Raw genomic sequence first — 12,679 nt, 5'->3', positions numbered from 1 at the left:
TAAATAAAGGCGGCTTTTTTTTTGCTTGTCATTCTGAGGGGCAAGGCAAATATTTTTTTGATAAATAAGCCACATACCCAATCAAAACCCCGAACACTGTAACAGGCCGCCCCTCCCCGCGCGTCATTGCGAGGAACGAAGCAATCTCTATGCTATACAGAGAAAACAAGAAAGGTTAACTTTGATTAATAATCTTATCATATGGTATTTCAAAGAGGAGGTTGCGTTTATATCGTAACTAACAAATTAAACAAAGTTTTATACACAGGAGTTACCTCAGATATATATTAGCCGCATCTGGGAGCATAAAAACAAAACATATCCTAATAGCTTTACTTCAAAATATAATTGTGACAAGTTGGTTTATTATTTTTTCTACACCCATATAGAAGAAGCCATTGCTGCGGAAAAACTAATTAAAGGAAGCAGCAGGGAGTATAAAAAGCAATTGGTTAATTCCTTAAATCCTGATTGGAAGGATCTGTATGACGAACTAAAAGACGAATGAAGTTCTTATTCGCTCTGTATAGCATAGAGATTGCTTCGTTCCTCGCAATGACGCGTGGTGAGGGTAGCGGGGGGAATAAAAAGGGAGTTGTTTAAAAAAACAACTCCCTTTTTATATTGATGCAAGTAATTCTCTGTCTACTGCTTCGGCGCGGTTCCAAATTTGCCTTCGTAATTCTTTAATTGCGCGTTGAATTTAGTGTTCAAGCTGGTCTGTTTAAAATCTTTGGTAAAGCTTGCCAAACCACTCAGTATCGACATGGAGTATTGTATATCCCGGTTGTCGAGCTCGGTTTCACTGCGTTGCAAAAGGGCATAGTTATAATCGAGCAAATTAGTTACATAATCATCTACCTGGTTTGCCAGTTTATTGGCCAGTGCAATATCGCCCAGGCGGTAAGCGCTTTCTGTCATGTAGTATTTACGCACCGCCACCTCGGTTGATGGTATGATGCCAGGCATAACGTCGTCATATTTTTTAAGAACGCCCTTTGCCTGATCAAGATGCCCTTCTTTCATCAGGTTATCAGCCAAACTGGAATAAAGCCGGGTAACTAAAGGATAAAACATCGTCATTGATTCATGATCAAGGTAACGGGCATTTTTCATATTGCCCCATTTAAACTTGGTCATTATGTTATGATACATTTCTGGTGTGTGGCTGGTTTCCAGCGGACTTGCAGCCGTATCAGGTTTAAATGGCAGCAAACGGTAAGCAAAACCCTCATTATATAAATATTTATCAAGGCCTATCATGTTCTCGTTTGGTACAGTTACCGAAAAGTAAATTGGCCGTTTCCAGTTATTGTGCGATAATATATCTATCATGGCCAAAACATCCTTGGTAACATACCGGCCATTAAATGTCCAGTCCATTTCAGGGGTTATTTTGGCTTTTTCGGCAGCCGACACTGTTCCTGTTTGCACCACTTCGTCGGGGTTAACAGTAAGTTTAAAGTTTTTGGTAGGCAGGTAATTGGCAACATCGCCATTGTTATACTCTACCATGGTTGCTTTATCATCTGAGGTAATAAAATCAAAAACCTCCTTTAATTCGGTTGTTCCGGCAACTTTTTGGTCGTTAAAGTAAATAACATCACGCACACCAGGCTTAAACTTATCATTCGGCATACTGATAGGCAATGGCTCCGATTGGTTCATTTTGTTTTTCATACCGCGTATGTACCAGTCGGTACCCAGCAAACTTAAATTTACAATACGCACATCGGGGCGTACTTGTTCAACCTCCTGTATGTACCAAAGCGGGTAAGTGTCATTATCGCCATAGGTAAATAAAATAGCATTTGGCGCGCAGGAGTTGAGGTAGTTGTAAGCCATATCATGCGGGGTAAGCTTGGTTGAACGATCATGATCATCCCATTCCTGGTTGGCCATTAATACGGGGGCCGCCAGCAAACAAACCACCGTAGCAATAATGGCGCTTATTTTGGGATTGAGCTTTTTACTTAAAAAATCGGCAATGGCCAGTACCCCAATACCTATCCATATAGCAAAGGCATAAAACGAACCTGCATAAGCGTAATCGCGCTCACGCGGCTGCAAGGGGTCCTGATTTAAGTATAGTACAATGGCAATACCCGTAAAAAAGAACAATACACCAACAACCCCGGCATTCCGCTGATCGCGGATGAAGTGGAAGAACAGCCCGATCAAACCAATGATGAGCGGTAAATAATATAAGCGGTTATAACTTTTACTTTCGGTAACGGAGTAGGGTAACGGTTTGTTAAAGTTCCATCCGCTTATCCAGTTACCATCAATACCGCTGTTACTGGTTTGACCATCAAGGTCATTAGTACGGCCAACAAAGTTCCATAAAAAATAGCGGGTGTACATTTGGTTAATTTGCCAGCTGGCAAAAAAGCCCAGGTTGGTGGCAAAGGTTGGCTGCTCGCTTTGGCCCAGTTTTGACCACGCCCGGTAAAATTCCGGGTGCCCGGCCTTATCACTAAACATACGCGGAAAGGGGGTGTTGCGGTCATAAACGGTAGTTAGCTTTTTGCCGGCAATTTCATATTTGGTTTCGCCACGGCGATAAATGTTTGCACCTTCGGTTTGTGCTGTAGGCTGCGAATCAAAAAACTGACCGTACAACAATGGGGTATCCCCATATTGGTCGCGGTTCAGGTAGCCGTTCAGCGCGAAGGCATTTTCAGGATCGCTATTATTTAAATTAGGATTTGCTTTGGCCCTAACCACTATCATTACAAAGGAGCTATAGCCAAACAGGATGAACAGTAAACAAATTAAAAAGGTATTAAGAGCAAAACGTCGTTCACGTATCTTAACTACATACTCCAAAAAGGCCAATACTGCCAGACCAACAATAAACCCAACTATACCCGCACTGATGCCTAATACCAGTATAAAGCACACCGCAGATACTATAATTGCCGGTTGTGAAGGTTTAACTGTATAATATATGCCCGAAACTATGGTGGCTAACAGTAAAACAAAAAACATAACTGCCCCGCTGCCAAAGCCCATGCCCAGGGTATTCACAAAAAGCAGATCAGAAAAAGCGGCGCCTTTTACGGTATATTGAATAACACCCCAAAGCACAAAGGCTACGGCTACAATACCGGCAAAAAATGCCCAGAAAGTGCCTTTTGTAGTAATGGTTTTTGCCTTGCGGAAATAAATTACCAGCGCTATGGCAGGTATTACCAGCAGGTTTAACAGGTGTATACCTATAGAAAGGCCCATTACATAGGCAATAAATACTATCCATTTATCGGCATGTTGCTCATCGGCATGGGCGTCCCACTTGAGTATGGCCCAAAACACAATAGCAGTGCACAAGGATGATTGTGCATAAACTTCAGACTCGACCGCCGAAAACCAAAAGGTATCAGACCAGGCATAAGCCAGGGCCCCCACCAGGCCGGCACCTATAATAAGAATCAGGTTTGCCTGATTAAGATCTTCGGCTTTTTTAATTAGTAATTTTTTTGCCAGGGCGGTAACTGTCCAAAACAGGAACATGATAGTTGCCCCGCTGGCCAGTGCCGAAGCCATATTGGCCCAATAAGCCACTTTAGTAACATCGCCAAGGGACAGGAGTGTAAACACCTTACCTATGATGGTAAACAGGGGTGCGCCCGGTTGGTGTGCAACCTGCAAACGATAAATACAGGCAATAAACTCGCCGCAATCCCAAAAACTTGAGGATTGCTCCAGGGTTAAAATATATGTTAGCGAGGCAATGATAAAGGCTATCCAGCCGAATATATTGTTGATCTTATTGTAGCTCATGTCTGAATTTTACGATAGAAAAAAGGCTTAATGCAGCCCGAAATTAATAAAAGTATTATGATGTTGAAACCAAAACCTTTGCATTAACACTTTTTAGCCCATATTTGGTCATAAAATGAGGCGAAAAATACTTTTTTCAAATTCTGTTTTGAGAGTTAAAAAATCGTCTTATATTTGCATTCCTTTTCGGGGAGTATAAAACAAACCAAAGGAGATTGCCTGATAGTATAATGGTAGTACGACGGTTTTTGGTACCGTTTGTCTAGGTTCGAATCCTGGTCGGGCAACAAGATTTCAATTTCGGATTTTGGATTTTCAATTTCGGATTTATCCGGCTTAAAAGATCGAAATCCGAAATTGTTTTTTTATACTATCTGTAATACGTGTAAAAAGGTTTAAATTGTAGGGTTAATAAATCCGAAATCGAAAACCCTAAATCCGAAATAAAAAATGCCCTTACAATTTAATCCGGTTAAATTATTTGCAGGATCAGGCTCAAAAGCGCTTGCTCAAAAAATTGCTGATTCTTATGGCCGCGAATTAGGTGATGTGGTGCTTTCACGTTTTAGTGATGGCGAGTTTCAGCCCCACTTTAATGAATCAGTAAGGGGATGCGATGTGTTCCTGGTACAATCAACCCACCAGCCTACTGATAACCTGATGGAATTACTGATGATGATTGATGCCGCCCGCCGCGCGTCAGCACATTATGTAAACGCGGTTATTCCTTATTTTGGATTGGCCCGTCAGGACAGGAAGGATAAACCACGTGTGGCTATAAGTGCAAAGCTGGTAGCCAATTTATTGGTTGCAGCGGGTATTAACCGTATCATGACCATGGATTTGCACGCCGCGCAGATACAGGGTTTTTTTGATATCCCGGTTGATCACCTTGATGCTTCTATCATTTTTGTGCCTTATATAAAAAGCCTGAATTTAGATAGTTTAACTATTGCTTCGCCGGATATGGGCGGTTCATACAGGGCACGCAGCTTTGCCAAGTTTTTTAATGCCGAAGTGGTAATATGCGATAAGCGCCGTAAACGCGCTAACGAAATTGAATCCATGACGCTTATTGGTGATGTTACCGATCAGGATATTGTACTGATTGATGATATATGCGATACAGCGGGTACACTGGCTAAAGCGGCAGGTTTGATTATGGAGCGTGGTGCACGCAGCGTACGTGCGGTTTGTACACATCCGGTATTATCGGGCAAGGCTTATGAAACTATTGAAAACTCGGCTTTAACCGAATTGATAGTTACCGATACTATACCGTTAAAATATGAAAGCCCTAAAATTAAGGTATTATCAACTGCCGAACTGTTTGCAAGGGCTATCAGTAATGTAAATGAACATGGCTCAATAAGTCAGCTGTTTAAGGTTGATTAAATAGAATAAAGAAAATCTTATGAAAACCATTACTGGTTAGAGTGAGGCTTAACAAATAAATAAATATAAATAATGAAATCAATTGCTATTAGCGGTTCTCCAAGAGAGAACGTAGGGAAAAGAGACGCTAAAGAACTGCGTTATCAAGGCTTAGTGCCTGCAGTACTTTACGGTGGGCCAACACAAACCCACTTTGCAGTGTCCGCAGCTGATTTGAGAGCCGTAGTTTATACTCCGGTTGTTCATTTCATCGATCTTGATGTTGCCGGTGCTAAATCACAGGCTATTATTAAAGATATTCAGTTTCACCCTTTAACTGAACAAATTATCCACATTGACTTTTTGTTGCTTGACGAGAAAAAGCCAATCACTATCGAGATCCCTGTTAAATTAACCGGAACTTCTCCTGGTGTTAAAGTGGGTGGTAAATTAGTTCAAAAACTAAGGAAACTGCGCATCAAAGCATTACCTAAAGATCATTTGGATGCTATTGAAGTAAGCATCGAAAGCCTTGAGGTTGGTAAATCAGTAAAAGTTTCAGATTTGAAACTTGAAAAACTGATCATCACCAATGCTATTGAAGATACCATTGTATCGGTAACTACTTCACGTGCATTACGTCAGGCTGAGCAGGAAGCTGCTTCAGGTAAAAAGTAAGCCCCCTAACCCCCTGAAGGGGGAATAAAAGGGTAATTAAAACAGCGATAGGTTTACCTATCGCTGTTTTTGTATAAAAACAATATCTTCGCATTCAATTTAAACAAATCAAAAAATTCCCCCTTCAGGGGGTTAGGGGGCATGAAATATCTGATAGTTGGTTTAGGAAATATAGGGCCCGAGTATGCCGATACCCGGCATAACATCGGTTTTATGATATTGGACGAATTAGCCAAACAGGAGGGGGCCAAATTTTATCACATGCGCCTGGCCTATTACAGCGAAGTATCGTTCAAGGGGTGTACACTGCACCTCATTAAGCCAACTACTTATATGAACTTAAGCGGTAAAGCAATGAACCACTGGATGCAGGAACTCAAGATCCCCCTTGAAAATGTATTGGTGCTTGTAGATGATATTGCACTGCCACTGGGTACCATACGATTAAAGCCAAAGGGCAGTGCCGCCGGCCACAACGGGTTAAAACATCTTGAAGCAACCCTGGGCCATAATAACTATGCCCGCCTTCGTTTTGGTGTTGGCGACAATTTTCCAAAAGGCCGCCAGGTTGATTACGTGCTGAGCGGGTTTGATGATGATGAAAAACCAGAACTCCCTGCCCTGATAGATCGCTCTATTGAGATGATAAAGAGCTTTACTACCATTGGTACAGAACTCACTATGACGCGGTATAACAAGTAGTTATATGCTAAAATCACCTAAAACTAATTTTTTAGTTAAAAAGTGTTAAATATTTTTCGGCGCGTGCAACAGTTAGCTATCTTGTAGCGTCTTATGAGCCAAATACCTTATGAAACAACTTTTACTTATCCTGCTTTGCTGTTGTTTGTCGGCGTTAGCTATGGCACAAACACAAAACTCTCCAACTAATATAACGGTAAAGGGGGCTGTGATCGACTCTGCAGCAAACAAACCCTTAGGGTATGTTACCGTTGCGCTTCAGGATTCAGCTACCCGCACCCCCGTAAAAAGTACCCTCGCTAAAGACGATGGCAGTTTTGAAATAAAGGCACCCGAAGGTAAAACCTATCAGCTGGTAATCGCTTTTATTGGTTATGTTACCAAGGTTTTACCTGTAAAGCCTACCGGGACTGAATTTAACGCGGGTAAAATTTTGCTTGCTGCTGCAAGTAAAGAATTAAAAGAAGTTACTATAACAGCTGTACGGCCGGTTATGAAACAGGAGGTGGATCGCCTTACTTATGACGTGCAGGCCGATCCTGAAAGCAAGGCAGTATCCGCGCTGGATATGATGCGTAAAGTTCCGCTTTTATCAGTTGATGGCGATGATAAGATAAGGCTGAAAGGAAGCGGGAATTATAAGATATTAATAAACGGAAAAGAATCGGCATTGATGGCCAAAAATCCGTCGGATGTGTTGAAAGCCATGCCCGCTACCAATATCGAAAAAATAGAGGTGATCACCACCCCACCTGCAAAGTATGATGCCGAAGGCTTAACGGGTATCATCAATATCATTACCAAAAAAAATGCCGATCAAGGTTATAACGGTAGCATCAATATGCGTTATAATACGGTATGGGGGCCGGGTTACAACCTTAACGGTACCGTAAAACAGGGTAAGTTCGGTCTTTCGGGCTATGCAGGTTTTGGTACGCAAAAAGAGGTAACCGCAGCAACATATAATAACCTCACGCAGTTAGCATCACAATCGGTATTAACACAAAACGGCACTAATACCTTTTCAGGTAAATATAAGTATGCCAATGCCGAGTTAAGTTATGAGATTGATACCCTGAACCTGCTTACCGGATCTTTTGAGATCTTTCAGGGTCATTTTGACCAGAATGGTGTGCAGCAATCAAACCTGGCTAATAGCATAGGGACAGTTGATCAGGCCTACCGTAATACCGTTACTAACAACAGCAAAGACAAAGGGGCAGATGCAGCGATCAATTACCAGCGGAGTTTCAAAAACCATAAAGACGAGTTACTAACCGTATCGTATAAATACAGTTATTCGCCAAGCGACCAATCTAACAGCAATTCATTTACCGAAAGGTTTAATTATGATGATGTTAACAATCCCGATTTTCGTCAGCGTAATAACGCCGGTAACAGGGAGCATACCTTTCAGCTTGATTATGTGTATCCGCTTAAAAAAATAAATATCGAGGCTGGCGCAAAAGCTATCCTGCGTAATAACTTCAGCGATTTCAGGCGTGAGGATCTTGATCCAACCACTAATGAGTTCGTGATAGATACCGGGCAAACCAGCACGTTTGATTATCATCAGGATGTTACCAGCTTTTATAACTCATACCAGTTAAAGTTAAGCAAATGGACAGCTAAAGCTGGCTTGCGTATTGAACATACCAAAATCAGTGCCGATTTTATGGGTACCCCGCTTGATAGGGGGTATAACAACCTCATCCCTTCGGTATCCATACAGCGCAGCCTTAAAAGCAGCAGTATCAACCTGGGTTTTACGCAGCGTATACAACGCCCTGGTATTTACCAGCTAAACCCGTTTATTGACCGGTCGAATCCCAAGTTTATCTCCACCGGTAATCCAGATCTGCGCCCTGAACTGAACAATACTTTTGAGCTTACCTACAGCAATTTTAAAAAGGCTGCGATCACTGTGGGTGTAAGCTATGCATTCTCCAACAACTCTATTCAAAATGTAAGTCACCTGCAGGTTGATAATACATCGCTGGATACGGTAACATACACCACCTACCAAAATCTGGGCAGTAACCGCACCCTGGGGTTAAATATTAATACCAATTTTTCTGTCACCAAAGCATTTACCATTAGTTTAAACGGACAAGTTTCACACGTTTGGTTAAAAGGTACTTACAATGGGCAGTTCTATAAAAATGACGGGTACATAGGCAATTCATTTGCCAGCCTCACCTATAAATTAGGTGATACCTACCGTTTAGGTCTTAACGCCGGTTTCTTTAGCGGCGATGTGAATTTGCAGGGCAGTTCGAGCAATTTTATTTATAATTCATATACGGTTGCAAAAGATCTTTTCAATAAAAAGTTCACTGTAACATTAGTGGCCAACAATCCTTATAGTAAATATAGGGCTTTTAGCAACACTACCCGTACCCCTGATTTTACCCAGATCACGAGCAGGGAAAACCCTTACCGTCATTTTGCCATCAGGCTTAATTATAAATTTGGCAAGCTTAACGGCGATATTAAAAAGAACCAGCGCAGTATAAATAATGACGATACCAAGAACAGTGGTAAAAGCAGTGGTACAAATCAATAATAGTTGTATGTATAGTTAACTATAGTAATTTTACTATGCCATAATGACCTGCCTTACAACAACTAATTGATCATTTGCTAAAATCTAAACCTGTTAATAAACCATGAAAAAAGCAATAGTTGTAGGCGCCACATCTGGCATAGGCAGACAACTTGCTCTTTTACTGGCCAATAACCAATATATGGTGGGCATTACCGGCAGGCGCGGGCAACTTTTAACCGAATTACAACATTTAAAGCCTGGTAACTTTATTGCATCAGCATTTGATGTAACCAGCATTGCTCAAATACCAATACAACTAAAAAAACTTTCCGATGAACTGGGGGGGCTCGACCTGCTGATCATGAGCTCCGGCACGGGTGAACTAAACCCATCACTCAACCCTGATATTGAACTGCAGACCGTGGCTATTAATGTAGCCGGTTTTACCGCTGTCGCTGATTGGGCATTTACGTTTTTTGAACAACAGGGATCCGGACATTTTGCAGCTATAACTTCTGTGGCCGGTATCCGCGGTGGCAGGCATTCTCCTGCATACAATGCTTCAAAAGCTTACCAGGTTAATTATCTGCAAGGGTTAACACAAAAAGCGGCAAACCTGAAGATCCCGGTTTATATAACCGATGCCAGGCCAGGTTTTGTAGATACGCCCATGGCAAAGGGCGAAGGTTTGTTTTGGGTAGCGCCTGTTGAAAAGGCGGCCATGCAAATTTATACCGCCATTGAAAACAAATGTAAGGTAGTATATATTACCAGGCGCTGGCGATTAGTGGCTTATATCATTAGGTTGATGCCTGCTGTTTTTTATAACCGGCTATAACAGCCAATTATTTTATGAAAAACAGTTAAGAAGATTTACTTTCGGCTATTCATTAATAAATTACGGATAGATGAAAGTTTACGGAATTACCAATTGCAATACTGTTAAAAAAGCGCTCGATTGGTTAAAGGAAAATAAGGTTGATTACAATTTCCAGGATTTTAAAAAACTGGGTGTAAGTACCGAAAAATTACAGGAATGGGACAGCAAAGCCGGCTACGAAAAATTCATGAATAAGCAGGGGCTTACCTGGAAACAGCTTGACCCACAGGTAAAAGAAAGTGTAAAAACCAATACCGATGCCCTTACTTTACTGCAGCAAAAAACCAGCATGATAAAAAGACCGGTAATTGAGGATGGCGATTTCCTGTTTTTTGGTTTTGACGAAAAGGTTTATGAAAACCACTTTTTGAATAAATAGCAGCCTGATTGGGTAATACCAACCGCCATAAACAAAGCCTGTAAATCCTGTATATCTACCTGATTTATAGGCTTTGTGTATAATTGACTCCTAATCTACAACACACTAAATCATTATTTAATATTCGCGTAACAATCGTTTTACCAGAACTTTCATGCGTGTTTTTTGTAGTATACTTGCTTTATACATACAAAAAATATTGAAATGAATTTAAAACTGATGGCCGGTTTCAGCATGGCCTTTATGTTGGCAGTTAGTGTAGGTGATGCGCAGCAAGCGGCTCCAACTAATGCGCCCGCTTCTGATTACAACTACCACGAAACTTTTGGGCCCTTGTTTTACACTAAAAATGGAACAGAGTATCGCGCTGCAAGTGGCGAACCGGGCCCTAAATACTGGCAAAACCGGGCCGATTATCAACTGGCCGCAAAACTAAATGATCAAACCAATGAAATTACTGGTTCTGAAGTATTAACATATACAAATAACAGTCCGCAAAACCTGGGTTTTTTATGGATGCAGCTTGACCAAAACCTTTTTAAGTTAGATTCAAGAGGAACAGCCATAGTGCCACCGTCAGGCAGCCGCAACTGGGGCCGTGGTGAGGCATTTGATGCAGGCTACAAAATAAAATCAGTAAAATACGCAAGCGCTAAAGGTGAATTTGCCGAAGCTAAATTTATCATCAACGATACCCGTATGCAGGTTTTTTTACCCAAAGAGGTAACGGCAAATGGCGGGCAGGTTAAGCTTAAAATTGAATATTCATTTATCCCGCCAAATTACGGATCAGACCGTATGGGGTACCTGAACACTAAAAATGGCAGAATTTACACCATTGCGCAATGGTACCCGCGTATGTGTGTGTACGATGATGTAATGGGCTGGAATACGCTGCCTTATACCGGGCCAGGTGAGTTTTACCTGGAATACGGCGATTTTGACCTGAGCATAACCGCGCCAGCCAATCACATTGTGGTAGCATCGGGCGAGTTGCAAAACCCGCAGGAAGTATATACCCCTGAACAGCAAAAACGCTGGGCCGAAGCCGAAAAAAGCGAAAAAACGGTAATGATCCGTACGGCATCAGAGGTTACCAACCCGGCATCACGTCCGGCTGGCAAAACTGAGCTTACCTGGCACTTTAAAATAAAAAACGCGAGAGATGCTTCCTGGGCTTCATCGGCCGCATTTATTGTTGATGCAGCTAAAATGGATCTGCCAAGCGGCAAAAAATCTATGGCTATATCGGCTTACCCGGTTGAGAGCGATGGCAATGGTGCCTGGGGCCGCTCAACCGAATATGTAAAAAAATCAATTGAATATAATTCGGCAAAATGGTTTGAATTCCCTTATCCAGCCGCTACAGCTGTTGCCGGCGTAGTAGGTGGTATGGAGTATCCGGGTATTGTTTTTTGCGGATTCAAAGCTAAAAATGCAAGCCTGTGGGGAGTAAATGATCACGAATTTGGGCACACCTGGTTCCCGATGATAGTAGGTTCAAACGAGCGTTTATATGGTTGGATGGATGAAGGCTTTAATACTTTTATTAATACGCTTTCAACCGCCGATTTTAATAATGGTGAGTATAAAAATAGGCGTACTATAGATATGCACCGTTCTGGCGACTTTTTTACCAAGCCCGAACTGGAGCCGATAATGAGCCAGCCGAATAATTTAAAAGAAAGAAATACAGGAACTTTATTATATATAAAACCAAGTGCAGGCCTTGTTTTACTGCGCGAGCAGATATTAGGCCCTGAGCGTTTTGATTTTGCCTTTAAAACCTATATCAACAGATGGGCATTTAAACACCCAACTCCCGAGGATTTTTTCCGTACGATGGAAAATGCCGCAGGCGAAAGCTTACAGTGGTTTTGGAGAGGTTGGTTTGTGAACGACTGGCGCCTGGATGTTGCCGTTAGTGATGTTAAATATGTAGATAATATCGCATCAAAAGGAGCATTGATAACCCTGGATAATTTGGGTAAAATGGCTATGCCGGTTATATTGGAGATAAAAACCAAAAGCGGCAAAACCGAACGCGTTAAATTACCGGTAGAAATTTGGGAGCGCTATGCTTCATGGACATTTAAGTACCCATCAACCGAAGAAATTGAATCGGTTACTTATGATCCTGACAATGTATTGCCTGATTATAACCCTGACAATAACGTTTGGAAAAAATAAATACAAAACCCGGTTAACGCCGGGTTTTTTGTTTGAATCAAAAAAAACATCGTCATTGCTGTAAAGGTCAGATAATTCGAGGACAAGAATAGCTAAATTAAGAGCTATGCGCATCAACACGAACGACCTCACCCTGAAACGGAAT

10 protein-coding genes and 1 tRNA gene are annotated in these 12,679 nt (G+C 41.7%); 10 read left to right on the top strand and 1 reads right to left on the bottom strand.

Features of this window, described 5'->3' with window-relative positions; genetic code table 11:
• The first annotated feature begins 201 nt into the window (after positions 1 to 201).
• Both M2273_RS26540 and M2273_RS26535 read left to right on the top strand, forming a co-directional pair.
• A complete protein-coding gene (locus M2273_RS26540; protein WP_429400803.1) occupies positions 202 to 291 on the top strand; it encodes a GIY-YIG nuclease family protein in 90 nt (29 codons plus the stop codon).
• Between the two features lie 67 nt (positions 292 to 358).
• The gene (locus M2273_RS26535; RefSeq protein WP_429400802.1) at positions 359 to 508 is read left to right on the top strand and encodes a hypothetical protein; all 150 of its coding nucleotides are present in this window, start codon (positions 359 to 361) and stop codon (positions 506 to 508) included.
• 137 nt (positions 509 to 645) lie between these two features.
• Here the strand turns inward: M2273_RS26535 and M2273_RS26530 are convergent, their stop codons facing one another.
• Entirely contained in the window at positions 646 to 3,783 is a 3,138-nt protein-coding gene (locus M2273_RS26530; protein WP_429400801.1) for a protein O-mannosyl-transferase family, read from the bottom strand.
• A gap of 216 nt (positions 3,784 to 3,999) precedes the next feature.
• Here M2273_RS26530 and M2273_RS26525 point away from each other — a divergent pair.
• The 8 genes from M2273_RS26525 (at position 4,000) to M2273_RS26490 (ending at position 12,534) form a co-directional block, all read left to right on the top strand.
• Positions 4,000 to 4,070 (top strand) — tRNA-Gln (locus tag M2273_RS26525).
• 163 nt (positions 4,071 to 4,233) lie between these two features.
• Complete coding sequence (locus tag M2273_RS26520) at positions 4,234 to 5,178, top strand: ribose-phosphate pyrophosphokinase (RefSeq protein WP_429400800.1); 945 nt, start codon at positions 4,234 to 4,236, stop codon at positions 5,176 to 5,178.
• A gap of 72 nt (positions 5,179 to 5,250) precedes the next feature.
• Positions 5,251 to 5,835, top strand: a complete 585-nt coding sequence (locus M2273_RS26515; RefSeq protein ID WP_429400799.1) for a 50S ribosomal protein L25/general stress protein Ctc — start codon at positions 5,251 to 5,253, stop codon at positions 5,833 to 5,835.
• Positions 5,836 to 5,976: 141 nt separating this feature from the next.
• Positions 5,977 to 6,537 (top strand): aminoacyl-tRNA hydrolase, encoded by a 561-nt coding sequence (gene pth, locus M2273_RS26510; RefSeq protein ID WP_429400798.1) that lies wholly within the window; start codon positions 5,977 to 5,979, stop codon positions 6,535 to 6,537.
• 109 nt (positions 6,538 to 6,646) lie between these two features.
• On the top strand, positions 6,647 to 9,103 hold the full coding sequence (locus M2273_RS26505) for a TonB-dependent receptor domain-containing protein (protein WP_429400797.1): 2,457 nt from the start codon (positions 6,647 to 6,649) through the stop codon (positions 9,101 to 9,103).
• Between the two features lie 103 nt (positions 9,104 to 9,206).
• Positions 9,207 to 9,923, top strand: coding sequence for an SDR family NAD(P)-dependent oxidoreductase (locus M2273_RS26500; protein ID WP_429400796.1), 717 nt, complete (start codon positions 9,207 to 9,209; stop codon positions 9,921 to 9,923).
• Positions 9,924 to 9,993: 70 nt separating this feature from the next.
• The gene (locus M2273_RS26495; protein ID WP_429400795.1) at positions 9,994 to 10,344 is read left to right on the top strand and encodes a Spx/MgsR family RNA polymerase-binding regulatory protein; all 351 of its coding nucleotides are present in this window, start codon (positions 9,994 to 9,996) and stop codon (positions 10,342 to 10,344) included.
• Between the two features lie 204 nt (positions 10,345 to 10,548).
• Positions 10,549 to 12,534, top strand: a complete 1,986-nt coding sequence (locus tag M2273_RS26490) for a M1 family metallopeptidase (protein ID WP_429400794.1) — start codon at positions 10,549 to 10,551, stop codon at positions 12,532 to 12,534.
• The last annotated feature ends 145 nt before the right edge of the window (positions 12,535 to 12,679 follow it).

The organism is Mucilaginibacter lappiensis (assembly GCF_050433765.1).
Taxonomy (GTDB): domain Bacteria; phylum Bacteroidota; class Bacteroidia; order Sphingobacteriales; family Sphingobacteriaceae; genus Mucilaginibacter; species Mucilaginibacter lappiensis_A.
This window is presented reverse-complemented; position numbering and strand designations above follow the sequence as displayed.